A 26,609-nucleotide genomic window follows, 5' to 3' on the forward strand; every position below is an offset into this window, starting at 1 on the left:
GTCGATGTGCCCGCCGCGAGCGTTGTCAGTGGGCGAGGGCACACTGACGGCATGAGCACCGCTCCTTGGGCGCGTAGTCGCCGGTCCGACCTGCATGAGGCGCCAGCCCGCTGAATCGACGGGCGAGCCCGGCTTCAGTGGACCCAGCGGCCGGGCAGGTCCTTCCGCACGATTTCAAGATCGGCAGCCGTACGCCCACGCGCGTGGATCCAGGACCGGTCCTGGATCCCGTCTCGGCGCACCAGCCGACCGGGCGCTGAGTACCAGCGCACGGGCGAGTCGTCCTCGCTGGCCCACATGGGATGGTCAGGCAGGTCCACTCGGGCGTAGCGCTCGTGAAGGCTCGGCAGCAGCGCGTCCGGCAACTCGCAGGCGTCGTAATGACTGTCCGAGCCGAAGAGCGACTCGCTCAGCACGAGCTCCACCCATGCCAAGGACATCCGATCGAGAAAGGGGATCCAGCCCCCGTGTGATTCCACCACTACGGGTGGGTCGTCCTGCTCGATCTCTCCCAGGGAGATCCCCCAGTAGGCGCAGTCCTGGTTCTCACGCCGGAAGACCAGGACGCCGTTCAGGGCGTCATCAACGTAGAGGCCGGTCGGCCGGACCAGTGGGTCCTGCTGTCGGGTGAGGTCGTCCCGACGGCCGAAGAGGGCGTAGCCCTCCCGCAAGGCAGCCGGCAGTTCAAAGCCCAGATCAGCTTCTGCGGCCGCCAACTCCTCTTCAGCGCAGCCGTCTTCCCGTTGCAGTGGGCGGCCCGCCCAGGCGTCGGCGAACCACTGCACGAAGTCCAGGGCTTGGGACTGAGTCTGCACTCCGCCCACCAGCACCACCGACACGTCAGGACCATCCGGCATGGCCAGGACGCTACCGCCTTCCTCGCGCACGCATGGAGCCACCACCAGCACGACTTCATCGTCGCATCCGTGTCTCGACTTGACCCGTTGACGACAAGAGAGGTCTCGGGCTGTTGGGCAATGGTGCGACCTCGGTCGGCCCGGGGCCCCGGAACTGTCTCGCCTCAGCTGGTCAAAGTCCCGTGGTGCAAGTACCTCGTCGCTGTCCGTGACGACGCGGCATCCAGAGGTGCGCGGCAGTCGGCCACCGACTTCCACTTCTCCCGTATGGGCGGCACATGTCCGCTGTGGACGGTGTACGAGGCCTTCTCCGCACCGGGCCGGATCTTGACGCAGGTGGCGGAGATGCCGGACGGTAAGCGGTACTTCTGGGTCGCGCGGACCCTCACCCGCGGCGGATACGGCCACCACGCCCCGCGCGCCGAGTTCGCCGTCGCCCTCGGGTGCGAGCTGCGGCACGCCCACCGGCTCGTCTACGCCGAGGGAATCGCCCTGGACGGCCCCCGGGCGGCGACGCCCATCGGTCTGGGCTGCCGGATCTGCGAGCGCCGCGACTGCGCACAGCGGGCCCGTCCGCCGGCCGGCGGACGGCTGGCCATCTACCCTGACCGACGTACATACGTTCCGTACCCTGTGGAGACCCGCACCCCATGACAAGCGCAGGAGGAACAGGCACGTGACCAGCCGCGTCACCTTCGTCTCGCCCGCGACGAGCCCATCGCTGCGGCACGCCCGCTTCTATGACGGTGATTCGATCGACGACATCGGGGCAACCCGCGCCCGTTCGGTGGCCGGGTCGCTGCCCTCGCCCGTCCGTGTGCTGACCTCCCCCAGCGTGCGCTGCCGGGAGACGGCGTCGTCGCTCGGCCTCGACGGCGTGGAGACGGCGGAGCTGGGGGCCCTGGATGTGGGCCGTTGGCAAGGCCGCACTCTTGAGGAGGTGGCTGCCGCCGAACCGGAGGGAGTGGGCCACTGGCTCGCCGACGCCGACTGGGCAGGACACGGCGGAGAGTCGGTGCGGGACGTGTGCGAGCGGGTCGGGCGCTGGCTGGACACCGCGCAGGACACGGACGGTCGTACCGTCGCCGTCGTCGAGCCGGAGGTCGTACGGGCCGCGGTCGTCCATGTTCTGGGCCTGCCCGCGGCTTCCTTCTGGCGGCTGGACGTGCCGCCGTTGACGGCCACGGAGCTCAGCGGGCGGGCCGGCCGGTGGAACCTGCGGCTCGGACAGCCTCTGGGAGCGTCGGGCACCCCAGCTGACACGGTGTCTGGCCCGGCCTCGGACACCGCCTCTGACGCCGCGTCGGGCACTGCTTCGGTGCGCTGAGGCGGGGCGGGCGCCGTGGTTCAGTAGGCCGCGGTCCGGTGGCGGCGCAGCAGCGCCGCTATCGCGCAGCGCAGGCAGTCGGTTCCCTCGTCCCACTCCGCGTCTCGGCCCGCGGGACAGGGTGCCGGGCACTCCGGCGGCACCGCACCGCCCTGCCCGTGGCAGTCCATCGGGTCCTGGACCAGCGTTTCCAGTTCCCGCAGGAGCTGTTCAGTCCGCTTCGCCTGCTGGGCGAGCACACGCACCCGGGCGCTCTGACCGCCGATCTGCCGTCGGCTGGCGATCAGTTGCTCGTACTCCTCGACGGTGAGGGCGACCGCCTCACCGCCCCCGAGGGTGATGCGGCGCGGCTGAGGGTGTCCGGCCACTCGGTTCCTCCGCTCCTCGGCTTGGCGGTGCCTGCCTCATCGGTCGGTGTTCTGTGCCCTGCCCGTGATCCGATCGCGTCGGTGCCCGGGAAACGCGAGAGGGCCCCCGGATGGTTCCGAAGGGCCCTCTCGTGTTTCAAAACCGTCAGTGCGAGGCGGGAACCGTCCGCCCGGACGGGGCTGTCGCGGGCTTGGGATTCAGCTGCCGCTCGGCCAACTCGCCGAAGAGCAGGCCGAATCCGCCCCAGAGGACAGCCTGGATGGCGAGGGCCGAGAGACGGAACCGCCACAGCAGGGTGGCGGGGAAGTCCTTCGGTACCTCGTTGATGGCAGGCAGGAACTCGTAGGCCAACCCGATCACCACGGCGAAGCCGGCCACGGCCACCACGGTCGCCCACCAGGTGCCCAGACGGGGTGCCAGTCGCTTGCCCAGGATGGTGGCAGCGACCGCGAGGAGGATGCTGAGCACCATCATCAGGAAGTACAGGGTGGTCCGCTTGCCGATGGTGTCGGAGTTGCCCACCGACGGCGGATTGGCCGGGTACTTCAGGAACGGCACGACGTACACGGCGAGCAGCGCGCAGCCCGACAGCAGCAGCGCGGTCGCCCGCGGGCTGAAGCGGCCGATCCGGCCGAGCGCGAAGCAGTACGCGAGCGCGGCGATGCCGCCGAAGGCGACCCCGTAGACCAGGACGCCGGTGGCGAGACCGGCGGTGGACTGCAGCGAGCGGGAGACGACTTCCATCTCGTGCTCGTGGGAGTGGGCCGCCTCGAAGCTGATCGCCTTGTCGACGTTCGGCTCACCGAGCAGGTAGGCGACGACCAGGGCGAGCACACCGGCGGCCAGGCCGGCGAGCATGCCTCGTACCAGGAGGTTTCTTACTGTTGCGGAGTTCATGAGCGTGCGGCGTCCCTCGCGTCAGTGGCAGGGGAAGCCGAGCAGGTGGCGGGCGTCGTGCACCCACTCGTGGACGTCCGTGCCGTTGAACACGGAGGTGGCGCCCTGCTCGGCGCCGACGAAGTAGAGCAGGACCAGCATCAGGATGCCGAAGAAGACCGCCCAGGGAGCTATCGCCTTCAGCGGCAGCGTGGCGGGAACGACGGGGGTGGTGGCTGTCGGCTGGGCGACGGTCTGCGCCATGGCAGAACCTCCTCTGGGAGTTCGCGTCCCATCTCGGTGGTGCACTGGACGACGGCCACGGGTCTGACTCACGAAACGCCTCACGAGGCATCTCGCATACAGTGGCGCGACCGTGCCGGATTCCCACCGGCTTCCGTCTCGCCGTCGTCGATATCGGACCGACCGTACCGCGTGACGGGTACCCGGCCAAGACCGCGCCACCTGGCGTGATCTTCCTCTCGCGGCGGGTGGCCGGTCCGTCGGATGTCAGCGGTGGCGGCCGCTCGGGCGGGCCGGGCGGCCGATCTCGTCGCAGGGAACGCCTCTGTGTCGGGGTCCGAGGAACGCGATGGTTCGCTTCACCAGGACTCCTCGGGAGCTGAGTTGGGTCCGGCAAGTCCCAACTCGTGCTCGCCGAGAGGGGTGAAGAAGCGCTCGACGTCGGCGTCCGTGACCTCGCCGAGGGTCGCCGGCGACCAGCGCGGGTTGCGGTCCTTGTCGATGATCTGGGCGCGGATGCCCTCCACCAGGTCGGGAGAGTTCAGGGCCGCGCAGGAGACGCGGTACTCCTGGTCGAGGACGGGCTCCAGCGCGCCGAGCCGCCGAGCACGGCGGACGGCGGCCAGGGTGACCTTCAGGGCGGTCGGTGACTTGGTGAGCAGCGTCTCCGCCGTGTCCTTCGCGGCCGGGTCGCCGTGGGCGAACAGCCGCTGCACGATCTCCTCGACCCGGTCGGCGGCGTAGCAGGCGTCGATCCACTCACGGCGTCCTGCCAACTCCCCTGGGGGCGACGGCTGCACATGACGGGCGACCGCCTGCTCCACGGGCATCTCGGCGAGATCGGCGACGAAGTGCCGGAGAGCGGCGGACGGCATGTAGTGGTCGGCGAGCCCGCACAGCAGGGCGTCGGCGGCACCGATCTGCGCGCCGGTCAGTGCGAGGTGCGTGCCCAGTTCGCCGGGGGCGATAGCGAGCAGATAAGTGCCGCCGATGTCGGGGGCGAGGCCGATACCGGTCTCGGGCATGGCGACCCTCGACCGCTCGGTGACGACCCGGACGCTGCCGTGCGCGGAGATGCCGACACCGCCACCCATGACGATGCCGTCCATGACGGCGACGTAGGGCTTGGGGTACCGGGCGATACGGGCGTTGAGGTGGTACTCGTCGCGCCAGAAGGCGGCCGTGGCGGTGCCGTCACCGTCGCGGGCGTCGTCGTGGACGGCGCGGATGTCGCCCCCCGCGCACAGGCCGCGCTCCCCCGCCCCCGTGATGACCACGGTCTCGACGGCCGGGTCGTCTTTCCAGGCCTTCAGAGCCTCGTCGATGTGCCGCACCATCGCGTGGGACAGCGCGTTGAGGGCCTTCGGCCTGTTGAGAGTGATGTGGGCGGCCCGCCCTGCGGTGTGGAGGAGGACGGGTTCCTCGGCGCCTGTCATCCGAAGTCCTCCGTCAGGCCACGGGCCACGGTCACGCGCATGATCTTGTCGGTCCTTCTGGCACTGCCCTCGGGAATGCACTGGCGCCGCGAGTCTAGGCGCCGGGCCTGGGCCGATGGGCGCGGGGCCTACCTGCGCGGCGCGTGTGACGAAGCATCGTCGTCTGCCTGTGATCGCAGAGAAGAGGCAGGTCGGAGCTTGGTTGTTCCCGTCGGCGTGCGAGTAGTGAGCGCGACTGTCTGTCACTCGACGGCTGAAGGTCGGCGCATCTGCCCGAGGACGAGCGTGGCCGGCGCGCTCACCCGCCCAGCCGGGTCAGGTCGCCGGCCTGGGCGGCGGGAGCTCCGCTACGACGCCTGGCGCAGCGAACGCCCCTCGGGAGCCGGGCGGTCCAGGATCGCGGCGCTGAGGTAGCCGAGTGCGAGGACGATCGCGGCGGTCCGTACCGCGTGAGCGATCTGCCAGCGGTCACGTACGTGTGCCCAGTCCGCAGGGGGAGTCTGGACGTTCCAGCCCAGTTCCTCGACGTTGATGGGACCGTTGACCGCGAGCGTGACCAGCAGGGCCAACAGGAGCAGCCCGAGGGCGATGGCCGCCGGCCGCAGGATGGGGCTCTGCGCCTTGCGCGCGTAGATGACAAGTACGGCCACGGCGACAAGGGTCGGTACGGTGATGGCCCCGATGTACCAGGTGAAGAAGGTGGACTCCACCTGGCGTACGCGGACGTACGCCGGGCCGTTCAGCCGTCGGAGCGCCAGTTCCAGAAAGAGCACGGTGACGGCGACCCCCGCCAGCATTCCGCAGGACAGCAGGCTCACGTATCGCGTGGCCTTCACCAACGTGGCACTCCTCATCGCACACTCCCTTGTGAGACGCAGACCCTCCTTTGCCCTGACGGCTGATGTCGTCCCTGTGTGACAGTCCTCGTGCCGAGATCACCTCTGCGGACGGGGTCGGACGGCAGACGGGATGGCCCGCCGAGGTGATCGGACCGGCCGGCTACGGGTTCTGGCCGCGTCTCCGCGGCAGCTGAGGCCGAGTCAGGATCCGGGTCATGCCGGGGCGCCGGCGTCGACGGGCAGGTCGGCCAGGCGCCACTCGAGCATGCCGTCGTTGAGGCGGACGGCCCGCCGTCCGAGATCGGTCAGCAGCCGCACCGCGTCGTAGGCGAGCACGCAGTACTCACCGCGGCAGTAGACGACGATCTCCGTCTCCTCGGGCAACTCGTTGATCCGGTCGGCCAGTTCCCCGACCGGAATGGACACCGCACCCGGGATGTGCCCGGCCATGTACTCCTCCACCGGCCGTACGTCGAGCACCACCACGTCCCCGGCCGCCGTGCGGGCGCACAGTTCCTCGTGGGTGACCTCCACCGCGCCGTCCTCGCCGAGGTAGGCGTCACGCGCCGCGGTCACAGCGGCCTGGTGGGCTTCGCCGACCTTGCGCAGCAGCGCGAACAGCTGGACCACGTCGTGGCCGGCGAGCCGGTAGTAAATGCGCACCCCCTCGCGTCGGGTGGCGACGAATCCGGCCTGTTTCAGGGTCTGCAGATGCGCCGAGGCCGTCGTCAGGTTCAGCCCGGCGGCCTTGGCCAGGGCATCGACGGTGCGCTCGCCCTGGGCCAGCAGGTCGATCAGCTCCAGGCGCTTTCCGCTGGCCAGCGCCTTGCCGCTGGCCGCGAACGCGTCATACAGGTGCGACTTCGTACCGGCCGTCGTGGTTCCCGCCATGCGATCCTCCATAAATCCATGGAATAGTGTAAGCGAAGGTGGGCGCGGTGACCACAACGCCGACCACGCCCCTCGCATCCGGACCTTGGAGGACCTGATGGGCTTCGCCGACGACCACCTGATACCACTGGTCGACACCGGGCTCGGCAACAGCGCCTACCTCGTCGACCTCGGCGACGGCCGCGCCCTGGCGGTGGACGCGAGCCGCGATCTGCGTGCCCTGCGGGAGGCCGTCGAGCGGCGCGGCCTGGCAGTGGCGTACGCGGCGGACACGCACCTGCATGCGGACTTCCTCTCCGGCGCCGTCCAGCTCGGTCATGACCACGGGGCCACCGTGCTCGCCTCCGCCGCAGGGCACCGGGCTTTCGCGCACCTCGGTCTGGCCGACGGCGACGAGGTCGACCTGGGCGGCCTGACACTGCGGGCCCTGGCCACACCCGGCCACACGGAAGAGCATGTGGCGTTCCTGTTGCTGGACGGGGACGTCGCGCTCGGGGTGTTCACCGGCGGCTCGCTGATCGTGAACTCCGCCGCCCGCACCGATCTGCTCGGCGCCGGCCGTACCGAGGAACTCGCCCGGGCCCAGTACCGCTCGCTCAGGCGCCTCGCCGCGCTGCCGGACAACGTCGCGGTCTGGCCCACCCACGGGGCCGGGTCCTTCTGCTCCACTGTGGGCGGCGCGGAGCGCATCTGCACGATCGGCAGGCAGAAGCAGACGAATCCGCTGCTGGGCGCCCCGGACGAGGAAACCTTCGTACGCCGGCTGGTGGCCGGCCTCGGCAGTTACCCCGACTACTTCGCCCGGCTCGCCGAGGCCAACCGGCTCGGCCCCTCGGTCATCACCTCCACCCCGGTGCTGGCCGCCCTCGACGTCGGGCAGTTCAAGTCGCTGCTGGCCGACGGCGGTCAGGTGGTCGACGTGCGCCCTGCGGCCGACTACGCGGCCGGCCACATCCCCGGCTCCCTGTCCATCCCGCTGCGCGGCCAGTTCGCCACCTGGCTGGGCTGGCTCCTGCCCGACACCGTCCCGCTCGCCTTCGTGACCGGCGAGGACCAGGACCTCAACGAGATCGTCTGGCAGGCGTACAAGATCGGCTATGAGCGCCTCGCCGGACGGCTGGCCGGCGGCATGACCGCCTGGCTGGACGACGGCAACCAGCAGGCCTCCACCGCGTTCGTCACCGCCGACCATGCCGAGAACCGCCCCTACGTCGACGTGCGGCAGGACGCGGAGTTCGCCGCCGGACACGTGCCCGGTGCCGTGCACATCGAGCTCGGCGGGCTCATCGCTCGCACCGACGATGCCCCCCAGGGGCCGGTCGTGGCCTGCGGCCACGGCGAGCGGGCCATGACCGCCGCCAGTCTCCTCGAACGCGCGGGCCACTCCGACATCGCCGTTCTCGACGGCGGACCGGCGGACTACGCGGCGGCCCACGGCCGGCAGCTCGCCCAGGGCATCAGCCCGTGAACGCCAGCCCCGCGACCACCACTCCGGCCGACGCGTCGGGCCGGCCGATCCGCCTGGGGCTGCGGGAGAACTGGCTCCAATTCACCCTGCTGGTCATCGTCAATGTCTGCGTCGGCGGCCTGGTCGGCCTGGAGCGCACCACCGTCCCGTTGATCGGCGCGGACGTCTTCGGCCTGACCAGCGACCTGGCCGTCTTCGCCTTCATCATCGCCTTCGGCGTCACCAAGGCCTTGACCAACCTCGCCGCCGGCGCGCTGACCGCCCGCTTCCGCCGCAAGCAACTCCTCGTCACGGGCTGGCTGATCGGCATCCCCGTCCCCTTCGCCCTCGCCTGGGCGCCGTCCTGGGGCTGGATCGTCGCCGCGAACGTCCTGCTCGGCCTCAACCAGGGCCTGACGTGGTCGATGACCGTCAATATGAAGATCGACGTCGTGGGTCCCGCGCGCCGTGGTCTGGCCACCGGTCTCAACGAAGCCGCCGGTTACACCGCCGTCGGCGCCACCGCCCTGATCACCGGCTACCTGGCCACCGGCTACGGCCTGCGCCCCACGCCCGAGCTCATCGGCGTCGTCTTCGTCGCCGCCGGACTCGCGCTGTCCCTCGTCGTCCGCGACACCGCCGCCCATGTCGCCCTCGAACTCGCCCAGCACACCAGGCCCGTTCCCACCGGTGAGGACAGCGGCCTGGCCGCCACTTTCGCCCGTACCTCCTGGCACAACCGCTCCCTGCGCGGGGCCAGCCAGGCCGGTCTGGTCAACAACCTCAACGACGGCCTCACCTGGGGCGTCTTCCCCCTGCTGTTCACCGACCACGGCCTCGGCCTCGCCGCCGTCGGCCTGATCAAGGGCCTCTACCCCATCCTGTGGGGCATCGGGCAGATTCCCACCGGCCATCTCGCCGACCGCATCGGCCGCAAACGACTGATCGTCCACGGCATGCTCGTCCAGGCCTGCGGTTTCGTCCTCGCCCTGGCCCTGCTCAAGACCCCGCTGCTCGCGGGCATCGCGTCCGCCGTCGTTCTCGGCATCGGCACCGCGATGGTCTACCCCGCGCTGATCGCCTCCATATCCGATCACGCCCACCCCACCTGGCGGGCCAACGCGCTGGGCACCTACCGGTTCTGGCGCGACACGGGCTACGCCATGGGGGCTCTGGTGGCCGGCGTCCTCGCCGACACCCTCGGTCTCAACGCCACCGTCGTCGCAGCCGCCGTCCTCACCGCCGGCTCGGGCCTCCTCGCCGCCCGCTGGATCACGGAGCACCGGCCGGTGCGGTGAGCACCCCCGCCACCGCACTGGTCGGGATGAGCACAGGCCGCTGCCTCATACGGCGGTGGTTCGCACCGCCATACGGGGGCTGCAGCACATGCGGACAGTACCCCCACCGGGTATCTTGCCTTTGCGACAGAGGACGGGCATGGCACGCAGAAGGGAAGAGGCCACGATGGGGAGCCGACGCACTCGCGGCCCGGGCATCGCCCGGCTGTCGGCGTTGTGCGCGGTGCTGGTCGGCCTGTTCCTCATGCACGGTGCCCCGACCGCGGCAGCTGACGGCTGTCACGGCCAGATGCGCGCCACTCTCCCGACGTACGACGCCCATGCCTCCTCGATGGCATCGGCCCACGCCATGCCGGCGGAGCCGGATGACGCCCAGGCCGAGCCTGCCGACGACATGCGTAGTCACGGGGATCTCTGCGTCGCCATTCCCGCCCAGAACCAGATCCCCCTGCCCACCGCCCCACTCGTTGCCGTCGTCACCCCCACCGTCCTGGCGGCCTGGATCCTGCAGCGCGCATGGAGCCCGGGTGGCACCGGTCGGCGCGGCCCACCGGGCGGACGCGATCTTCTCCTACAGGTGTGCATCGCGCGGACGTGACCGGACCTGCGCCGGAATCCGCTGACCAGCGGTCTCCGGCTCCAGCGTCCTGCTCACCTCGCGCGCCACCCGGAGTGGTGCGCCACCCGGAAAGACACTCAAGCGATGTTCGCCACCACCCGTTCCACGGTCCGCCGCCGAGCCCTGCTCGCGGCCGGCACCTCAGCCGCTCTCGCCATGACACTGACGGCCTGCGGCTCCTCCGACGACTCCGCCATGCCCGGCATGAACCACAGCACCATGCCGTCCGTGACCCCCTCGACCGAGTCCAGTACCCCGATGGGCGACATGCCCGGAATGAACCCCGTAGCGGACGGCAACGGCCTGTCCGACGCCAAGGACGGCTATCGCCTCACCAGCCCCGACAGCACCCTCGACAGCGGCAAGCGGACCCCCTACCGGTTCACGGTCGACGGCCCGGACGGCACGCCGGTCACCGACTTCGCACTCGACCAGACCAAGCGGATGCACTTCTACGCCGTCCGCTCCGACCTGACCGGCTTCCAGCACCTGCACCCGGCGATGGCCTCCGACGGCACCTGGACCGCGGATCTGTCCTCCCTCACGCCGGGCTCATGGCGCATGTTCACTTCGTTCGTCCCCGCCAGTGGAAGCGCCAAGGGCAAGGACCTGGTCCTCAGCCGGACCGTCACAGTCCCCGGGTCCGCCCCGAAGATCCCGCTGCCCGCTGCGGCCGGCAGCGCGAAGGCGGACGGGTACACGGTCACCCTCGAAGGCAAGCCGATGGCCGGCATGGCGCATCCGCTGACCGCACGCATCACGAAGGACGGCAAGCCCGTCACCGACCTCCAGCCCTACCTGGAGACCTACGCCCATCTGACGGCCTTCCACGAAGGCGACGCCGCCTTCGCCCATCTCCACCCCACCACCGAGGTCAACGGTGATCAAGGCGGACCGGAGCTGTCCTTCCACGCCGCACTGCCCACCGCGGGCAACTGGCGGCTGTTCGTGCAGTTCCAGACCGGCGGCAGGCTTCACACCGCTGCGCTGACCTTGCACGTCGCCTGACGCCGAAACGCGCCGCCCGCCGACACCGCGGTCGAAGGTGTCGGCGGGCGGCGCAGCCCCGGTCATTTCATGGCCGCGGCCCGCCCGCACCCCTCGTGCGCACCGACCCGCGGCCCATCCTGACCCCGCACCGCGGCTGACTCACTTGATGTGCCGTGCGGGCCGGCAGGCCATGTGCAGCAGGTGCTCCATGGGGCCACGCCGGAACAGGCGCATCCAGACGGTCGCCAGGAGCGCGGCGGCACCGATGAAGCCGAGCAGCACCGGCAGCGCGGACATGGTGCCGTCCTCGACCAGAGGCACGTACCAGACCTCGGTGAAGAACCAGAGGGCGATGATGTGCAGGACATAGACGGTCAGCGCCATCATGCCGACCGCCGCGACGGGTGTGGCGAGGCGTGTGACGCGCGGCATCCCGGCGGCGACGGTCAGGCACGCGGCCATCACCATGATGGCGACGCCGGTGTTGCCGACGATGGAGAAGGTCGTCTCGCTGTGCGGTGCGCCCACCAGCAGCCATGCGAGCGGAGTGTGGCCCTCGGGATCGCCGACGATGTCGGACCACCACGCGGACGACGCCGAACCGCCGTCCGCGGCGGCCGCGACGGTGGTGAGGGCGTGCGGGACCAGGTGCAGGGCCAGCCAGGACCCGCCGTAGCCGAGCACGGCCAGCGCACCGCCGGTCGCAGCGAGCCGGGACCGGATAGCGGTCCGGGTGAGGTCGAGTCGGGCCAAGGCCATGCCCGCGATCAGGAACGGCATCCAGGTGAGAACCGGATACGACCCCGTGAACAGCAACTCGACGACGCCGTCCGTGCCGGTGATGTGGGCCAGCGGGTCCCGGGCCACGACGGCGTCCGCCCAGTGCCCGTCCTGGATCGACCTCTGTATCGCGTACAGAACCGGGGGCATGAGGAGCGCGCCCCCGGCGGCGGTGAACGCCAGCGTCCGTGCGCGCAGCCGGTACAGCGGGAGGACGGCCACGAAGAGCACCGCGTAGAAGCTGAGGATCACCTCGATCGAGGTGTCCAGTGCGGTCAGGGCATAGCCGAGCGCCGCCAGGATGACGGAGCGGGTCACGATCCTGCCCATCGCCTGTCGGCCGGAGCGCCCGGTCCGAGGATACGGACGGCCGGTGATGATGATCAGCGAGAACCCGGCGAGCACCGCGAAGAGGGCGGAGGAGCGACCCCGCGCCAGCTCCAGCAGGAACCCGACCGGCCCGCCCACCGTCACGTCGGGGCCGACGTGTGCGGCGTACATGCCGAAGACCGCGAGCCCACGGGCCAGGTCGATACCGATCAGTCGGGCAGTCGAAGGGGTGCCGGCTGAGGCGGAGGAGGAGCGGTCCGTCTCGAGCCGGCTTGGCGCTTCTGCCGGCGCGACCGACAATACGTTCTGCGTCATGTGCCCAAGGGTTTACGGTGACGCCGCCTCAGCCACTCCGGCAGCTTTCCGGAAGCACCCCGCCGATCGGCTGGACCTTTCCCGGCCTACCGGCGGGAACTCTGCCGCCGACCGGCGGGGAGGCGCATCCGAACCGCCACTGACGGCTACACGCGGTACGCATCCGACGCCTGCATACGACGGACGGAGCGCCACGGTTCCCGGTGCTCCTGGCCGCGAGACTCGCCCACGCCGGCATCGGCGACACGACGCACCCTGCGCACCGTACCGTCACACGGCCATGTCAACGCAGTGCCGAGCAGTCCGCAACCCTGAGTCAGAGGCCTGCGACGGCGGTACGGGTGTCCCCGTCAGCCTTCTTCAGGGCCAGGGCCGCCTCCTGGGCGGTGCTGTGGGTGAGGAGCATCACGATGGCGGTCTTGGCGTGGCCGTCGGCCGCCCGCAGGGCCTCGGCGGCGGTGTCGGGGTCGGCATCGGTGGCCTGGACGACCATGCGGCGGGCGCGGTCGACGAGCTTGTCGTTGCTGGCCCGGACGTCGACCATCAGGTTCCCGTAGACCTTCCCGATGCGCACCATCGAGGCGGTCGAGAGCATGTTGCAGACCATCTTCTCGGCGGTGCCGCCCTTGAGCCGGGTCGAGCCGGTGAGGATCTCGGGGCCGGTGGGGACCTCGATCGGGATGTCGGCGTAGCGGCTGACGACCGCGTCGCGGTTGCAGGCGACCGACACCGTGACGGCGCCCTTGGCCGCGGCGTGCTTCAGGCCGCCGACGACATAGGGGGTACGGCCGCTCGCGGCGAGTCCGACGACCGTGTCCCGGTCGTTCACGCCGATCTCGTCGAGGTCGGCGACCGCCCTCGCGGGCTCGTCCTCGGCCCCTTCGACCGCCACGACAAAGGCACCCGGGCCGCCCGAGAGCAGGCCCACCACCTGCTCGGGGGAGGTGCCGAAGGTGGGCGGGCACTCGACGGCGTCGAGCAGGCCGATGCGGCCGCTGGTGCCGGCGCCGATGTAGATCAGCCGTCCGCCCCGCCGCAGCGACTCGGTGATCGCCTCGACGGCGGACCCGATCTCCGGGAGGGCGTCGCGCACGGTGAGTGCGACGGTCTGGTCCTCGGCGTTCATGACCGAGAGCAGTTCGGAGACCGGCATACGGTCCAGCTCGGCGGTCCGCTCGTTGCGGGTCTCGGTGCCAAGGGTGCTGAGGTCCACGGCGCGGTCGTCCTTTCAAGGGTGGTGCTCAAGGGTGGTGTTCTAGGGGGTGCTGAGCGGGGGTCGGGGGCGGGTCGGCGGTCAGTCGTCGGCCGGTGTGCGCCGCTGCGGCCGCGGCCGTCTGCGGCGCTGGACCGCCCCGTAGGTCTTTTCCAGCGCGGCGGTGGTCGCGTCGAAGGAACGTTGCGCCACGCCGACGAAGAGGCAGTCGATGAGTGCGAGCTGTGCGATGCGGCTGACGGTCGCACCGGAGCGGAAGGGAGTCTCCCGGGCACAGGTCGTCAGCACGAGGTCCGCGCTCCTCGCGAGGGTGGAGCGCGGCACGTTGGTGAGGGCGATGGTGGTGGCGCCGCGTTCGGCGGCGGCCTGAAGGGGCTCGACGGTGTCCTCGGTCTCCCCGGAGTGGGAGATGGCAAAGGCGACGTCGCCGGGCTCAAGGAGAGCGGCGGCGGTGAGGGCGGCGTGCCGGTCGGTCCAGATGAAGGCCATATAGCCGATCCGGTGCAGCTTCTGGTGCAGGTCCTGGCCGACGAATGCGCTGGCGCCGACACCGAAGATGTCGATGCGCCGGGCTCCCGCCACGGCGTCCACCGCCCGGCCCAGCACCTCGACGTCCAGCCCGGCACCGGAGTCCTCGAGGGCGCGCACCTCGTTGTAGATGATCTTGCTGACGATCTCGTCCAGCGTGTCGGTGGCGCTGATGTCGGTGCCGGGCGCCGGGCGTTCGCCGCCGAGCGCGTACTCACGGGCGGCGGCCGCCGCGAGCGCGAGCCGTAGTTGCGGATAGTTGGCTATGCCGATGGCGCGGCAGAAGCGCATCACCGTGGCCACCGAGGTGTCGGCACGCTCGCCGAGGGCGCTGATGGACAGCTCCGACGCCTGCGCCGGATCGGCGAGGACGGCGTCGGCCACCCGGCTCTCCGAGGGGGCCAGGGTCGGCAGTGCGGCCCGGATGCGCGCCAGGATCCCGGTGGCGGCTGTGTCCTCCGCCGACCGGTCCGTTGCGCTGGGTGTTTCCTGGCGGGCCATGGACCATTCCCTCCTGAGTGGGTGGGCGACACATTAACCACGCCTCGGTGGTGCGTCAAAAACTTACGCGGAAACTTGCGTGAAGTTACTTATTGACATTCGGAGGTCGGCCTTCGGATACTCGCTGGACCGCGATCCGCGCCGGTCGCCGGCATTCCACCAGTGCCGTGACCGCCCGACGAGCCGGATCCCTGGAGACACGAAGGCGTGCCCCATGACAGCAGCAGTTGCGGTGGACCTGGGCAAAACCGGCTGCCGTGCCGTGCTGTGGAGCGGTGACGGCCCCGCCCACGACGTCCACGAGGTGCCCGGAGCCCCCGGGCTCGCCGCCGACCACGGAGTGGCCGCGGCCCGCAACTCCGTGTGCGCCGCCGTCCTGCCGCTCATGGAACGGGAGCCGTCGCACCGCCTGGCGGCGGTCTGTGTGGGCGCCGCGGGAGCGGCCGCCGCACCGGAGGCGGCCCGCGAGCTGGCCGCCCTGCTTCTTGAGGATCTGCCCACCGACGAGGTGGCCGTCACCAGTGACGCGGTCACCGCCCACGCGGGCGCCCTGGGGGGCCGTACCGGCGTGGTGCTGGCGATCGGCACCGGTGCGGTGGCCATCGGCATCGGCGACGACGGGACGTACGCCCGGGTCGACGGCTGGGGTCCCTGGCTCGGCGACGCGGGCAGCGGCGCCTGGATCGGCGCGGCCGGACTGCAGGCCGCACTGCGGGCGCACGACGGACGGGGCCCTGACACCGCACTGCTGGCCGCTACGGCCACGCGGTTCGGTGACCTGGACAAACTGCCGTCCGCGATCAACGGTGACGGGAACCCCGCCCGCACCGCCGCTTCCTTCGCCCCGGAGGTGGCTCGCGCCGCCGCCGCGGGCGACGCCACCGCCTCCGCGATCATCCGGGACGCGGCCGCCGCCCTCGCGGAGGCTGTGCTCGCGGCTGCCCGCCGGATCGGCGGCGACGGCGAACTGCCTGTCACCGTCACCGGCGGTCTGACCGGCCTCGGGGAACCGCTCATGGCACCCCTTCGAACGGCGCTCGCCACGGCGGCGCCCCCACTGAGCCTGCGACCCCCGCTGGGGGACCCGCTGGACGGTGCGCGCCTGCTGGCGCTGGACACCACCCTTCCGCACGAACCCCTGCTCGTCCGCGTACGCCGGACGACGCCCCCATCCCCTGTCCCCTCTGCGCCGGTACCCCCGCCGGCTGTTGCTTAGGAGTGAGCGTGCGCCAACTCGACCTTGTCGTGGTCGTCGTCTATCTGGTCGCGATCGCCATGATCGGACTGCGACTGGCCGGACGGCAGAAGACGTCGAAGGACTACTTCGTCGGCGAGGGCCATATGCCCTGGTGGACCGTGTCCTTCTCCGTGGTGGCCACCGAGACCAGCGTGCTCACCGTCATCAGCGTGCCCGGCGGCGCGTACAGCGGACAGGGCTTCGGCAACGTCGAACTCGCCCTGGGCTACGTGATCGGCCGCGTCGTCGTCGCCACGGTGCTGATCCCGCTGTACAAGCGCGGCGGGTTCGTCAGCGCCTACCAATACCTGGGCGACAGATTCGGTCTGAAGCTGCAGGGGCTCGCCTCGATCACCTTCGTCTTCACCCGCCTCCTGGCCGAGGGTGTGCGGCTGTTCGCCTCCGCCATCCCGATCAAGCTGCTGCTGGACGAGTTCGGCGTGCACGCCGACTACCGGGTCATCATCATCGTGCTCACGGTGATCACCGTCGTCTACACCTACCTCGGCGGTATCAAGGCGGTCATCTGGACCGACGCCATTCAGATGGGCCTGTACCTGGGCGGCGCGATCCTCGCCATCGCGGTGCTGTCCGGTCATGTGGGCGGCGACGGTTTCGCGAACGCCCTGCACTCGGGCCACTTCAAGCTCTTCGACGCCAACTTCGACCTGGCACACGTCCTCACCAGCCCGTTCGCCCTGCCCACGGCGATCATCGGCGGCGCCATCTTCGCGATGGCCAGCCACGGCTCCGACCAGCTGATCGTCCAGCGCGTCCTGGCCACCCGCTCGCTGCGTGACGGCCAGAAGGCCATGATCGCCTCCGGTGTCTTCGTCACCCTCCAGTTCGCCGCCTTCTCCCTGGTCGGCGCGCTGCTGTGGTCGTACAACCAGGGCAAGGACTTCAAGCAGCTGGGCCTGGCCAGCGCCGACAACCTCTACCCGAACTTCATCCTGCACGGGCTGCCCGTGGTGATCTCCGGCCTGCTCGTGGCCGGCATCCTCGGCGCCGCGATGGGCTCCCTGTCCTCGGCGCTGAACTCCATGTCGAACTCGACGGTCGCGGACATCATCCACAGCTTCTTCCGCAGCACCCCCTCGGAGGAGTCGCTGCTCAAGCTCGCCCGGGTCATGACGCTGGTGTGGGCGGTGCTCATGGCCGTCTTCGCGTGCGCGTTCAGCACCAGCACGGGCAATGTGTACCTGACCGGTCTGACGATCGCGGGCTACACCTACGGCGCTCTGCTCGGCGCGTTCCTGCTCGGGCGGCTGGTCAAGCGGGCCAATGAGGTCGACTCGATCGTGGCCTTCCTGGTGACGGTCGGGGTGATGACCTACATCGTGCGCTCGGTCAAGATCGACGTGACGGTGGCCGGTGCGACGGTGCCCACCGCGATCGCGGCCCAGTGGCTCGTACCCATCGGTGTGGTGATCACGCTGGTCGTGGGCGGTGTGATGAGCGTGTTCCACCGCGCGCCGCAGGTGCCCGAGGTGAACGAGGTCGCCGAGTCCGGCGGCGAGCCGGAGTCCGGTTCCGGGTCGGGCCGCCTGGTGGCGGGCGCCGGCCGGGAGTGACGGGCACGGGGTGCGGGGCCGCTCACCGGAGACGGCCCCGCACCCCGGCCACCCGTCCGTCCCACGATCCTCACCGGGAGAAGCCATGCGCGTGATCGGCCTGATGTCGGGCACCTCGTACGACGCCATCGAGGCGGCGGCCGCCGACCTCACTCTGGACGGCGATGCCCTGCTCATGCGGCCGCTCGGCCACCTGAGCGTCCCCTACCCGGACGAACTGCGCGACCTGATCGCCGCCACGCTGCCGCCCGCGGCCACCACCACCCAGGCCGTGTGCACGCTGGACACCGAAATCGGGCAGGCCTTCGCCGGCGCCGCCCAGCGCGCCCTGAGCGAGCTGTGCGCCGGCGCCGCCGATCTGGTGGTGTCGCACGGCCAGACCATGCACCACTGGGTGGAGGACGGCACGGTCCGCGGCACCCTGCAACTGGGCCAGCCCGCCTGGATCGCCGAGGCCACCGGACTCCCGGTCGTGTCCGATCTGCGCAGCCGGGACGTGGCCGCGGGCGGGCAGGGAGCCCCGCTGGTCGGCATGACCGACACGCTGCTCCTGCGGGGGCTGCCGGGGGTCCCGGCGGCACTCAACCTCGGCGGCATCGCCAATGTCACGGTCGTCGCGCCGGGCGCCGAGCCTGTGGCTTTCGACACCGGTCCCGCCAACGCACTGCTGGACGCCGCCGTACGCCACTTCACCGAAGGCGCCGCCTCCTACGACGAGGACGGCCGCCGGGCAGGTGCCGGCCGCGTCAGCGCCGAACTGCTCGCGGCCCTGCTGGACGATCCGTACTACCGCAGGCCCGCACCCAAGAGCACCGGCAAGGAGCACTTCCACCTGCCGTATCTGCTGCGGGCGCTGGCCGCGGTGCCCACGCCCGACACGAACGACGTCCTGGCCACGCTTTCCAGGCTGACCGCCGTCACGGTGGCGGACGCCTGCCGGGCGCACGGTGTCACGAGCCTTGTGGTCTCCGGCGGCGGTGTGCGCAATCCTGTGTTGATGCGCATGATCGCCGAAGAGCTGACCGGCGTGGCGCTGCGCCCCAGCGACGATCTCGGTCTGCCGTCGGACGCGAAGGAGGCGCTGGCGTTCGCCGTACTGGGCTTCCTCACCGTGAACGGTCTGCCGGGCGCCCTTCCGTCGGGCACGGGTGCCCGGCGTGCCGCGCTGCTGGGGAGCATCACCCCCGGCCTGTCGCCGCTGCGTCTGCCCGAGCCGGCCGCGGTGCCGCCGCGCCTGCTGCGGATCCCGGCCCCCGTCCACTGACCGTCCCGTACCGAGGAACCAGTCCCGTACCGAGGAACCGTACCGAGGAACCATGAGCACCCCCGCTGTCACACCCCCGGCCGAGCCGACCGCGCACGACCCGGCCGTGCCCGGCCTGGCCGTGATCCTGGCCGAATGCGTGGACGACCCGGCGCGGGTGTCCACCGAGGTGCCCCGCAGGGTCGCGGTGGCCCATGACGCCTCGCCGTATCTGTTCACGCCCCGAGCGGTGGTGCGTGCGGCGTCGGCGGCCGAGGTGGGTGCGCTGATGGCGGGGGCGCGCAGAGCGGGGGTGCCGCTGACGTTGCGTTCGGGGGGCACCAGCCTGGCGGGGCAGGCGGGCGGCGACGGCATCCTGGTCGACGTCCGCAGTCACTGGCGCGCCGCGGAGGTGCTGGACGAGGGCCTGCGGATCCGGCTCCAACCCGGCCTGACGGTACGTCAGGCCAATGCGCGGCTCGCCCGTTACGGGCGCCGGCTGGGCCCCGACCCGGCCAGCGAGTCCGCGTGCACCATCGGCGGACTGGTCGCCAACAACTCCAGCGGCATGAACTGCGGCACCCGCGACAACGCCTACCGCACCATGGAGTCCCTGCAGTTCGTGCTGCCGTCGGGCACCGTGGTGGACACCGGGGCCCCGGACGCGGACCAGGCACTGCGCGCCCGCGAACCCGAACTCCACGCCGGGCTGCTGAGGTTGCGGGACCGCGTCCGCGACTCGGCGGCCGCCCGGGCCACGGTGGAGCGGCTGTTCGCGATGAAGAACACCATGGGCTACGGGCTGAACTCGTTCCTGGATCACACCGACCCCGCCGACATGCTCGCCCACCTGATGATCGGCAGCGAGGGGACCCTGGGCTTCGTCGGCGAGGCCGTCTTCCGTACCGTGCCGCTCCTCCCCCACACCGCCACGGGCCTGCTGGTGCTCCCGGGCCTGGCCGAGGCCACCGACGCGCTGCCGGCACTGCTGGCCGCCGGTGCCCGCACCGCCGAGCTGCTGGATGCAGCGTCGCTGCGCGTGGCGCAGCAGGCCACGGACCCGGTGGACGAACTGCGGGGTCTGCGCGTGGAGCGGCACGCCGCGCTGCTGGTGGAGTTCGCGGAGGACAGCGCCGAGATGCTGGACGCGACCGTGGCCGCCGCCCAGCCGGTCCTGGACCGGCTGCCCGCCGTCAGCGGCACCGCGCTGACCCGCGACCCGCGGGTGCGGGCGCGGCTGTGGCATCTGCGCAAGGGCCTGTACACCGCCGTGGCGGGAGCGCGCCGCCCGGGCACCACCGCCCTGCTCGAGGACATCGCGGTCCCCATGGAGCGGCTGACCGGCACCTGCGAGGGACTCATCGGCCTGTTCGACCGGTACGGCTACCAGGACGCGGTGATCTTCGGCCATGCCCGGGACGGCAACCTGCACTTCATGCTCACCCAGGACTTCGACACGCGGGCCGAGACGGAGCGCTACGCCCGTTTCACCGACGCCATGGTGGACCTCGTCCTGGACGCCGGCGGAACCCTGAAGGCCGAGCACGGCACCGGCCGCGCCATGGCCCCGTTCGTACGACGCCAGTACGGCGACGAGCTGTACGACGTCATGGTCGAGCTGAAGCGGCTGTGCGACCCGCACGGCGTCCTCAACCCCGGGGTGTTGCTGACCGACGACCCGGAGGCGCACCTGCGCGATCTGAAGAGCGTCCCGGAGGTCGATCCGGCGCTGGACGCCTGTGTGGAGTGCGGCTACTGCGAACCGGTCTGCCCGACCGCGGACGTCACCACGACGCCGCGTCAGCGCATCGCCCTGCAACGCGAGATCGCGCTGGCCACCGCCGCCGGTGACGAGGAGACCCGCCGCGCCCTGGAGACCGACTACGCCTACGCGGCGGTCGACAGCTGCGCGGCCGACAGCCTCTGCGTGACCGCCTGCCCCGTCACCATCGACACCGGTGCGGTCATGAAGCGCCTGCGCGCGGAGCGCCACAGCCCCGCGGCCCAGCGGGCCGGCGACACCGTGGCCCGGCACTGGAGTGGCGCGGTCACCGGCGTGCGTGCCGCACTGAACACCGCCCACGTCGTGCCCGCTCCCCTCCTGCGTGCCGCGACCGGCACCATCCGCAAGGCGGGGGCCGGCGAGCTGGTCCCCGCCTGGTCCGACGACATCCCCCGCGGCGGACCCGCCCGTCCCGCGCCGCAGCGCCCCACCGAGGCGCAGGCGGTGTTCTTCGCCGCGTGTATCGGCAGCGTCTTCGCCCCCGAAGGCACCTCCGGCGGTGCGGCGGCGGCGTTTCTGCGCCTGTGCGAACGCGCGGGCGCCCCCATGGCCGTGCCCGACAAGCTGGCCGGCCTGTGCTGCGGCACGCCCTGGCAGTCCAAGGGCTACACCGCCGGACACCGCACCATGGCCGCCCGGACGCTCCAGGTGCTGTGGGAGGCGAGCGACCACGGCCGTCTGCCGGTGGTCTGCGACGCGTCCTCCTGCACCCACGGCCTGGAACAACTGGCCGACGTCCTCCCGGAGTCCGAGCGCGCCCGCTTCAGCGCGCTGCGCTTCGTCGACAGCGTCGCGTTCACCGCCGAGCACCTGCTGCCCGCTCTCCCCACCCCCCGCCGGCTGGGCAGCCTCGCCCTGCACCCCACCTGCTCCACCGTCCACCTCGGCATCGACGCCGCCCTGCGCACCGTCGCCGCCGCCGTCAGCGCCGAGGTGACCGTGCCCGACAACTGGGGCTGCTGCGCCTTCGCCGGCGACCGCGGACTGCTCCACCCGGAGGTCACCGCCTCCGCCACCGCCGCCCAGGCGGCCGAGATCACCGCCGGCGACTTCGACGCGTACGCCTCGTGCAACCGCACCTGCGAGATGGGGATGTCCCGCGCCACCGGCCGGCCCTACCGGCATGTGCTCGAACTCCTCGACGAGGCCACCGCATGACGCGGTCGACACCGATGCGCTCAGCAGGGGCAGGGGAGCCTGCTCGCGAAGCGGGCGTGACCCAAGGCATGGTCGCGTAGCGACACGCGTGCCGCTCAGACGCTTCGCCGACTTTCTCCGTCGGCCCGAGCTCGGGGCGGACCATGGTCGGGTCATGGAGCAAGCGCGGCGCATCAGGTGGACCGACGCGCAGTCCGCCATTGACGCCGCGCTCGGCGCAATGCCTCAGGCGCCGTTGCGGACGGCGGAGATCAGCCGGGCGCAACGCGCGCTCATGTCGTCTCCGGACAGTTCGGGGTGGGAGATCCACCAGCCGACCAGCGCACTGACCATGCCCGTCCACACATGCTTGAGGGCGTCCGCGTCCAGTGCGTCGTCATTGCCCTGGCCGTGCAGCAGACCGGCGGTACCGGCAGCGGCCAACTCGTCGACGGCCTCGCGGTGCCGGTTGGCCGCGTGCCACGGCTCGGAGCCGTGCGGCAGCGTCCGGTCGTACAGCACGAACCAGGCGTGCCGCCGCTCCTCCAGCGTCCGGAAGACCGCGGCGAGCACCGTGTGGGGCAGCCGGTTCTCCGACGGGCTCGACGCCATGGCTTCGCTGATCGCCGCGAGCAGGCGGGGGCCGATGTGGTCGACACAGGCCGTGTAGAGGCCGTCCTTGGACCCGAAGTACGTGTAGAGCATCGGTTTTGTGACGCCCACGCGCCGGGCGATCTCGGCCATCGACGCCGCGGCGTGGCCATGCCGCCCGAACTCCTCCAGGGCCGCGCCGAGGATCTGCTCCTCCCGGCGAGCGCGCGGCACGCCCTTGGTGCCGGCGCCGCGGCCCGTGTCCCGGTTGCCCTTCGAAGGGCTGTCGGCCGGATCCGGGGCGGCCGAGGCTCTTGCTGTCGTCATGCCGGATACCCTACCCTGCGGTAAATTACTCAGTGGTAAATTATCGAGAGGTCAGCTCGTGGCCGACAGCCGCACGCCGTCCGTGTCCCGCTCCCGGAGCCGCTCCTGGTGGGGCTGGGGCGCTACGGACCAGGCACTGCCCGACGCCGAGTGCGTCGCCCTCGGGTCGCTGGTCCCCGGTGCGGCACGAACCCCGCTGCCCGTGCCCGACATCTCCGCCCTCGCACTGCCCAAGGTGCGGATCGAGCCGCCCACCGTCCTGGCCTCTCTGATGTCGGCCGCGCCCCAGGACCGGGCTTCACACACCTACGGCAAGGCCTACCGCGACGTGATCCGTGCACTCGACGGAGACCTCGCGGCAGCACCCGACCAGGTCGCCCGCCCGCGTACCGAGCAGGACGTGATCGACGTCCTCGACTGGGCGGCGGACACGCACGTGGCCGTCGTGCCGTACGGTGCGGGCAGTTCGGTCGTCGGCGGGGTCGAATACCGCGCGGACCGGCACCGCGCCGTGGTGTCCCTGGATCTTTCGTCCCTCGACCAGGTGCTGGAGATCGACCGGGTCAGCCGGGCCGCCCGGATCCAGGCCGGCGCCCTCGGCCCCGCCCTCGAGACCCAACTGCGGCCGCAGGGACTCACCCTTCGCCACTTCCCGCAGAGTTTCGAGTTCTCCACTCTGGGCGGCTGGCTCGCCACCCGGGCCGGCGGCCACTACGCCACGCTGTACACCCACATCGACGACCTCGTCGAGTCCATGCGCGTGGTGACGCCCGTCGGGGTCAGCGAATCGCTGCGGCTGCCCGGTTCAGGAGCGGGCCCCTCCCCCGACCGCCTGTTCCTGGGCTCCGAAGGCACCCTCGGCGTGATCACCGAGGCCTGGATGCGGCTGCAGGAGCGCCCGCGCCACAAGGCGTCGGCCACGCTGCTGTTCGACGACGTCCACGCAGCCATGGACGCCGTGCGCGCCGTCGCCCAGTCGGGTCTGCACCCGGCCAACTGCCGACTGCTCGACCCCGGGGAGGCCGCCCTGGCAGGAGTCGCACAGGACGGCCGGAGCGCGCTCATCCTCGGCGTGGAATCGGCGCACGTCCCGGTCGGCGGGCGCTTGACGGAACTCGCCACCCTGGCCCGCGACCACGGCGGCTCGCCCGCGCCGACGGCACCGGGCTCCGCGGACGCCGCCGCCGACACCTGGCGTTCGGCGTTCCTCAGAATGCCGTACCTCCGCGATGCGCTCGCCCGCATGGCGGTGATCACCGAGACGTTCGAAACAGCCTGCACCTGGGACCGTGCGCCGGAGCTGTACGAGTCGGTGCGCACGCAACTGGCCGACGTCGTACGGGAGGTGACGGGCGCCGCAGGCACGATCAACTGCCGCTTCACCCATGTCTATCCGGACGGGCCCGCACCCTACTTCACCGTCATCGCACCGGGGCGGCGCGGTGAGGAGGTCGCGATGTGGGACCGGATCAAGTCGGCCGCCATGGAGATCCTCCACGACCTCGGCGCGACCGTCACCCACCATCACGCGGTCGGCCGCGACCACCGGCCCGGCTACGACCGCCAGCGCCCGGAGCCGTTCGCCCTCGCACTGGGTGCCGCGAAACAGGCGCTCGACCCGGCCGGGATCCTCAACCCGGGTGTACTTCTCGATCGCACAGCCGCCGGGTGACACCGGAACCGCGTCGGATGCGCGCCCCTGCAGGCGCTCGCGCCGACCCGAGGGCTCCGCATCCGAGGGACCTCATCCCAGGCCCAACGTGACGTCACTCCGGTAGCGGGCCAGCTCCCACGGGTCGTGTGCACAGAAGACCTCGACCTGGTCACCGTGGTCGCGAACCAGCTCGCGCAGCCGGGCCTGCGTTCCGAGCCGCAGGTCGCGGTGCACCTGTGAACGCGTCTGCACGATGTCCAGCAGTGGGTGGGGTTCCTTCAGTTCCTCGATTTCGCGGTGGTAGTAGTACGCGTCGCCGCAATGGAGGAGCCAGCGGTCGCCGTTCCGCACGGCGACCCCGGTGTGGCCGGCCGTGTGACCGCCGAGGGGGACGAGCCTGACCTCCGGCGGGAGCCCCTTCGGCTGCAGCGCGGTGAAGCCGAACCACTCTTCGCCGGGCTCGGGACCGTAGGTGACCCAATGCGGTTCGTGTGCCCAGTGAGCCGGGCGGTAGCGGAAGCTGGGCGCCTGGGCGAGCGCCGCGTCGAGTTCGGCGGCCATGGCGTGGACCTGGGCGTCGGGGAAGTCGGGCAGGCCGCCGCAGTGGTCGACGTCCAGGTGGGTGACGATGATGTGGCGCACGTCGGACGGGGCATGGCCGAGCCGGGCGATCTGCCGGATGGCTGTCTCCTTCTCGTCCAGTGCGGGTTGTGTCATCTCGACCCACTCGGTGCCGAGCGTGGCGCCTGGGTCCCGGACGTCGCCAAGTCCCAATCCGGTCTCGACGAGGACCAGGCCGTCGGCGTCGGTCTCGATCAGCAGGCAGTGGTTCACCGCGGGTGCGGGATGCGGGCCGTCGTAGGTGGCCTCGATCGTCCGCACCGATCCGCAGTTCAAGTGATGGATTTCCATGGCGACTAGGCTGCGACTTGAACCGCGATTCAAGTCAAGGAGGCGGAATGGAAGCATCGTTGCTGGACATCGCGGAGGTCGCGGAGCACTTCGGTCTGGCGCCTTCGGCGCTGCGGTTCTACGAGAAGAAGGGCCTGATCGCCGCCGCCGGCCGCAACGGCCTTCGCCGCACCTACCACCCGGACGTGCTGGAACGCCTCGCGCTGATCACATGCGCGCGCAGCGCCGGATTCTCCATCGCCGAGATCGAACGCTTCCTGGCGGCGCGTCCGTCCGACGTGGACCTGCGATCCCGTATGGCCACCAAGGCGCACGACCTCGACGAGCAGATCGGCCGGCTCACACGGCTCCGCGACAGCCTGCGGCACGCGGCCGTGTGCGACCACGAGCCGATCGTCGACTGCCCTGACTTCAAGCGGGCCGTGGGCAACGTGGCGGCGCCCGCGCTCGCCTCGGACAGGTCCTGCTCCTGACCCCCGCCGAGCAGGTGGGCCAGCGGTCTCACCAGGCCTCCGGGGAGGGACAGATGATGTGTCTACGCCGGCGCGCGCCGTCCGACGGGTGCCGGCCGGTGAGGACTACGCGTCGCCGGCCCGGCGGTCGGCGTCGATGCGACCCTGGAAGCCGTCGAGGATGGCCTGAAGGCCGAACTCGAAGCTGTTGTCGGGTGCATTGGCGTAGTCGTCGGCGGCCGGGGTGCCGAGGCGCTCGCGCAGTCGCGGGAATCGCGCGGCGATCTCGGTGGCCCGTGCCATGGTGTCGGCCAGCAGTTGCCCGGCATCTTGGCCGTTCTTGCTCAGCCTGCGGGTCAGCGACACCTGCGCAGCGGCCCCGAGGGCGCTGCCGAGCACGAAGATGAAGACTGTGGCGGCCGCCCGGTCCGCGTCGGCGGCCACGAATCCCGCCTTCTCGTAGACGGCGAGGCTGTAGTCGTCGTGGCGGGCCTTGCCGGGGCCGTAGAGGAGGTGGCTGCCGAACGCCTGCCCGTACCAGGGGTGCCTGGTGAGCATGGCGTGCATGCCGGTGGCGAAGGCGGTGGCGGCGGTGCGCCAGTCGGTGACATCGAGGTCGGGCAGTTCGACCTCGTCCCAGATCGCGTCACCGGCGAGCCGGACGAGGTCGTCCTTGGTCTTGATGTGCCAGTAGATCGCCGTGGCGGCCGAGCCGAGTCGTCTGCCCAGGCTGCGCATGTTCAGGCCGTCCAGTCCCTCGTCGTCCAGCAACTCGATGGCGGCACGGACGATCTGGTCTGCGGTCAGCGTGTCTCGCGGCATGACCACCATCATACTTGA

Annotated in this window: 25 protein-coding genes and 1 riboswitch; of the genes, 12 read left to right on the plus strand and 13 right to left on the minus strand. The window is 71.2% G+C overall.

Translation table 11 applies throughout. The features are described 5' to 3' along the window. Positions 1 to 134: 134 nt before the first annotated feature. Positions 135 to 857 carry an SMI1/KNR4 family protein gene (locus ABZ904_RS09980; protein WP_360992406.1) on the minus strand — a complete coding sequence of 241 codons (723 nt, stop codon included), beginning with the start codon at positions 855 to 857 and terminating at the stop codon, positions 135 to 137. 120 nt (positions 858 to 977) lie between these two features. On the opposite strand from ABZ904_RS09980, the gene ABZ904_RS09985 reads away from it, so the two are divergent. Next, on the plus strand, positions 978 to 1,511 hold the full coding sequence (locus tag ABZ904_RS09985; RefSeq protein WP_360992403.1) for a DUF2083 domain-containing protein: 534 nt from the start codon (positions 978 to 980) through the stop codon (positions 1,509 to 1,511). A gap of 22 nt (positions 1,512 to 1,533) precedes the next feature. Continuing rightward, a complete protein-coding gene (locus ABZ904_RS09990) occupies positions 1,534 to 2,184 on the plus strand; it encodes a histidine phosphatase family protein (RefSeq protein WP_360992400.1) in 651 nt (216 codons plus the stop codon). Positions 2,185 to 2,204: 20 nt separating this feature from the next. On the opposite strand, the gene ABZ904_RS09995 is transcribed toward ABZ904_RS09990, so the two are convergent. The 6 genes from ABZ904_RS09995 to ABZ904_RS10020 all read right to left on the minus strand — a co-directional run bounded on the left by ABZ904_RS09995 (position 2,205) and on the right by ABZ904_RS10020 (position 6,838). After that, positions 2,205 to 2,552 carry a hypothetical protein gene (locus ABZ904_RS09995; protein WP_359391827.1) on the minus strand — a complete coding sequence of 116 codons (348 nt, stop codon included), beginning with the start codon at positions 2,550 to 2,552 and terminating at the stop codon, positions 2,205 to 2,207. Positions 2,553 to 2,697: 145 nt separating this feature from the next. Further along, complete coding sequence (locus ABZ904_RS10000) at positions 2,698 to 3,450, minus strand: CbtA family protein (RefSeq protein WP_359391826.1); 753 nt, start codon at positions 3,448 to 3,450, stop codon at positions 2,698 to 2,700. Between the two features lie 21 nt (positions 3,451 to 3,471). Beyond that, a complete protein-coding gene (locus ABZ904_RS10005) occupies positions 3,472 to 3,693 on the minus strand; it encodes a CbtB-domain containing protein (RefSeq protein ID WP_031170427.1) in 222 nt (73 codons plus the stop codon). Positions 3,694 to 3,729: 36 nt separating this feature from the next. Then, a riboswitch (cobalamin riboswitch) is annotated at positions 3,730 to 3,874 on the minus strand. Positions 3,875 to 4,031: 157 nt separating this feature from the next. After that, positions 4,032 to 5,108: an enoyl-CoA hydratase/isomerase family protein gene (locus ABZ904_RS10010; protein WP_360992394.1), complete on the minus strand. Its 1,077-nt coding sequence runs from the start codon at positions 5,106 to 5,108 to the stop codon at positions 4,032 to 4,034. Between the two features lie 347 nt (positions 5,109 to 5,455). Beyond that, the gene (locus ABZ904_RS10015; protein WP_360992391.1) at positions 5,456 to 5,962 is read right to left on the minus strand and encodes an anthrone oxygenase family protein; all 507 of its coding nucleotides are present in this window, start codon (positions 5,960 to 5,962) and stop codon (positions 5,456 to 5,458) included. A 198-nt stretch (positions 5,963 to 6,160) separates the two neighbouring features. Further along, positions 6,161 to 6,838 (minus strand): metalloregulator ArsR/SmtB family transcription factor, encoded by a 678-nt coding sequence (locus tag ABZ904_RS10020; RefSeq protein ID WP_360992388.1) that lies wholly within the window; start codon positions 6,836 to 6,838, stop codon positions 6,161 to 6,163. Positions 6,839 to 6,923: 85 nt separating this feature from the next. On the opposite strand from ABZ904_RS10020, the gene ABZ904_RS10025 reads away from it, so the two are divergent. The 4 genes from ABZ904_RS10025 (at position 6,924) to ABZ904_RS10040 (ending at position 11,210) form a co-directional block, all read left to right on the plus strand. Then, positions 6,924 to 8,306: an MBL fold metallo-hydrolase gene (locus ABZ904_RS10025; RefSeq protein ID WP_361822346.1), complete on the plus strand. Its 1,383-nt coding sequence runs from the start codon at positions 6,924 to 6,926 to the stop codon at positions 8,304 to 8,306. Further along, positions 8,303 to 9,583 carry an MFS transporter gene (locus ABZ904_RS10030; protein WP_359391820.1) on the plus strand — a complete coding sequence of 427 codons (1,281 nt, stop codon included), beginning with the start codon at positions 8,303 to 8,305 and terminating at the stop codon, positions 9,581 to 9,583. Before ABZ904_RS10025 ends, ABZ904_RS10030 begins: the two co-directional genes overlap by 4 nt. A 139-nt stretch (positions 9,584 to 9,722) precedes the next feature. Beyond that, on the plus strand, positions 9,723 to 10,181 hold the full coding sequence (locus ABZ904_RS10035; RefSeq protein ID WP_359391819.1) for a hypothetical protein: 459 nt from the start codon (positions 9,723 to 9,725) through the stop codon (positions 10,179 to 10,181). Positions 10,182 to 10,286: 105 nt separating this feature from the next. Then, a complete protein-coding gene (locus tag ABZ904_RS10040) occupies positions 10,287 to 11,210 on the plus strand; it encodes a hypothetical protein (RefSeq protein WP_359391818.1) in 924 nt (307 codons plus the stop codon). Positions 11,211 to 11,351: 141 nt separating this feature from the next. Here ABZ904_RS10040 and ABZ904_RS10045 read toward each other — a convergent pair whose 3' ends face one another. From ABZ904_RS10045 to ABZ904_RS10055, 3 genes are all read right to left on the minus strand, one after another. Further along, entirely contained in the window at positions 11,352 to 12,617 is a 1,266-nt protein-coding gene (locus ABZ904_RS10045; protein ID WP_359391817.1) for a DUF418 domain-containing protein, read from the minus strand. Positions 12,618 to 12,933: 316 nt separating this feature from the next. Then, the gene (gene murQ / locus ABZ904_RS10050) at positions 12,934 to 13,830 is read right to left on the minus strand and encodes an N-acetylmuramic acid 6-phosphate etherase (RefSeq protein WP_359391816.1); all 897 of its coding nucleotides are present in this window, start codon (positions 13,828 to 13,830) and stop codon (positions 12,934 to 12,936) included. Between the two features lie 81 nt (positions 13,831 to 13,911). After that, a complete protein-coding gene (locus tag ABZ904_RS10055; RefSeq protein WP_359391815.1) occupies positions 13,912 to 14,859 on the minus strand; it encodes a MurR/RpiR family transcriptional regulator in 948 nt (315 codons plus the stop codon). A gap of 214 nt (positions 14,860 to 15,073) precedes the next feature. Between ABZ904_RS10055 and ABZ904_RS10060 the strand changes: the two genes are divergently transcribed. The 4 genes from ABZ904_RS10060 to ABZ904_RS10075 all read left to right on the plus strand — a co-directional run bounded on the left by ABZ904_RS10060 (position 15,074) and on the right by ABZ904_RS10075 (position 21,854). Continuing rightward, complete coding sequence (locus ABZ904_RS10060) at positions 15,074 to 16,075, plus strand: BadF/BadG/BcrA/BcrD ATPase family protein (protein WP_361822351.1); 1,002 nt, start codon at positions 15,074 to 15,076, stop codon at positions 16,073 to 16,075. Positions 16,076 to 16,083: 8 nt separating this feature from the next. After that, on the plus strand, positions 16,084 to 17,670 hold the full coding sequence (locus ABZ904_RS10065) for a sodium:solute symporter (RefSeq protein WP_359391813.1): 1,587 nt from the start codon (positions 16,084 to 16,086) through the stop codon (positions 17,668 to 17,670). Between the two features lie 85 nt (positions 17,671 to 17,755). Beyond that, on the plus strand, positions 17,756 to 18,934 hold the full coding sequence (locus ABZ904_RS10070) for an anhydro-N-acetylmuramic acid kinase (protein WP_359391812.1): 1,179 nt from the start codon (positions 17,756 to 17,758) through the stop codon (positions 18,932 to 18,934). Between the two features lie 52 nt (positions 18,935 to 18,986). Continuing rightward, the gene (locus ABZ904_RS10075; protein ID WP_360992376.1) at positions 18,987 to 21,854 is read left to right on the plus strand and encodes an FAD-binding and (Fe-S)-binding domain-containing protein; all 2,868 of its coding nucleotides are present in this window, start codon (positions 18,987 to 18,989) and stop codon (positions 21,852 to 21,854) included. A 225-nt stretch (positions 21,855 to 22,079) separates the two neighbouring features. Here the strand turns inward: ABZ904_RS10075 and ABZ904_RS10080 are convergent, their stop codons facing one another. Beyond that, entirely contained in the window at positions 22,080 to 22,751 is a 672-nt protein-coding gene (locus ABZ904_RS10080; protein ID WP_361822355.1) for a TetR/AcrR family transcriptional regulator, read from the minus strand. 58 nt (positions 22,752 to 22,809) lie between these two features. Here ABZ904_RS10080 and ABZ904_RS10085 point away from each other — a divergent pair, with 58 nt between their 5' ends. Then, positions 22,810 to 24,423 (plus strand): FAD-binding oxidoreductase, encoded by a 1,614-nt coding sequence (locus tag ABZ904_RS10085; RefSeq protein WP_360992370.1) that lies wholly within the window; start codon positions 22,810 to 22,812, stop codon positions 24,421 to 24,423. A 72-nt stretch (positions 24,424 to 24,495) separates the two neighbouring features. Here the strand turns inward: ABZ904_RS10085 and ABZ904_RS10090 are convergent, their stop codons facing one another. Beyond that, entirely contained in the window at positions 24,496 to 25,317 is an 822-nt protein-coding gene (locus ABZ904_RS10090) for an MBL fold metallo-hydrolase (protein ID WP_360992366.1), read from the minus strand. A gap of 47 nt (positions 25,318 to 25,364) precedes the next feature. On the opposite strand from ABZ904_RS10090, the gene ABZ904_RS10095 reads away from it, so the two are divergent. Further along, complete coding sequence (locus ABZ904_RS10095) at positions 25,365 to 25,790, plus strand: MerR family transcriptional regulator (RefSeq protein ID WP_359391807.1); 426 nt, start codon at positions 25,365 to 25,367, stop codon at positions 25,788 to 25,790. Positions 25,791 to 25,895: 105 nt separating this feature from the next. Here the strand turns inward: ABZ904_RS10095 and ABZ904_RS10100 are convergent, their stop codons facing one another. Next, positions 25,896 to 26,591: a TetR/AcrR family transcriptional regulator C-terminal domain-containing protein gene (locus ABZ904_RS10100; RefSeq protein ID WP_359391806.1), complete on the minus strand. Its 696-nt coding sequence runs from the start codon at positions 26,589 to 26,591 to the stop codon at positions 25,896 to 25,898. Positions 26,592 to 26,609: the final 18 nt, after the last annotated feature.

It is taken from the genome of Streptomyces sp. NPDC046900 (assembly GCF_040644975.1).
Taxonomy (GTDB): Bacteria; Actinomycetota; Actinomycetes; order Streptomycetales; family Streptomycetaceae; genus Streptomyces.

Coding starts and splice junctions, on each gene's coding strand:
- ABZ904_RS09980 (WP_360992406.1), bottom strand. CDS start 857: ATGCCGGATGGTCCTGACGTGTCGGTGGTGCTGGTGGGCGGAGTGCAG.
- ABZ904_RS09985 (WP_360992403.1), top strand. CDS start 978: ATGGTGCGACCTCGGTCGGCCCGGGGCCCCGGAACTGTCTCGCCTCAG.
- ABZ904_RS10000 (WP_359391826.1), bottom strand. CDS start 3,450: ATGAACTCCGCAACAGTAAGAAACCTCCTGGTACGAGGCATGCTCGCC.
- ABZ904_RS10005 (WP_031170427.1), bottom strand. CDS start 3,693: ATGGCGCAGACCGTCGCCCAGCCGACAGCCACCACCCCCGTCGTTCCC.
- ABZ904_RS10010 (WP_360992394.1), bottom strand. CDS start 5,108: ATGACAGGCGCCGAGGAACCCGTCCTCCTCCACACCGCAGGGCGGGCC.
- ABZ904_RS10015 (WP_360992391.1), bottom strand. CDS start 5,962: ATGAGGAGTGCCACGTTGGTGAAGGCCACGCGATACGTGAGCCTGCTG.
- ABZ904_RS10020 (WP_360992388.1), bottom strand. CDS start 6,838: ATGGCGGGAACCACGACGGCCGGTACGAAGTCGCACCTGTATGACGCG.
- ABZ904_RS10035 (WP_359391819.1), top strand. CDS start 9,723: ATGGCACGCAGAAGGGAAGAGGCCACGATGGGGAGCCGACGCACTCGC.
- ABZ904_RS10040 (WP_359391818.1), top strand. CDS start 10,287: ATGTTCGCCACCACCCGTTCCACGGTCCGCCGCCGAGCCCTGCTCGCG.
- ABZ904_RS10045 (WP_359391817.1), bottom strand. CDS start 12,617: ATGACGCAGAACGTATTGTCGGTCGCGCCGGCAGAAGCGCCAAGCCGG.
- ABZ904_RS10055 (WP_359391815.1), bottom strand. CDS start 14,859: ATGGCCCGCCAGGAAACACCCAGCGCAACGGACCGGTCGGCGGAGGAC.
- ABZ904_RS10060 (WP_361822351.1), top strand. CDS start 15,074: ATGACAGCAGCAGTTGCGGTGGACCTGGGCAAAACCGGCTGCCGTGCC.
- ABZ904_RS10070 (WP_359391812.1), top strand. CDS start 17,756: ATGCGCGTGATCGGCCTGATGTCGGGCACCTCGTACGACGCCATCGAG.
- ABZ904_RS10075 (WP_360992376.1), top strand. CDS start 18,987: ATGAGCACCCCCGCTGTCACACCCCCGGCCGAGCCGACCGCGCACGAC.
- ABZ904_RS10080 (WP_361822355.1), bottom strand. CDS start 22,751: ATGACGACAGCAAGAGCCTCGGCCGCCCCGGATCCGGCCGACAGCCCT.
- ABZ904_RS10090 (WP_360992366.1), bottom strand. CDS start 25,317: ATGGAAATCCATCACTTGAACTGCGGATCGGTGCGGACGATCGAGGCC.
- ABZ904_RS10095 (WP_359391807.1), top strand. CDS start 25,365: ATGGAAGCATCGTTGCTGGACATCGCGGAGGTCGCGGAGCACTTCGGT.
- ABZ904_RS10100 (WP_359391806.1), bottom strand. CDS start 26,591: ATGCCGCGAGACACGCTGACCGCAGACCAGATCGTCCGTGCCGCCATC.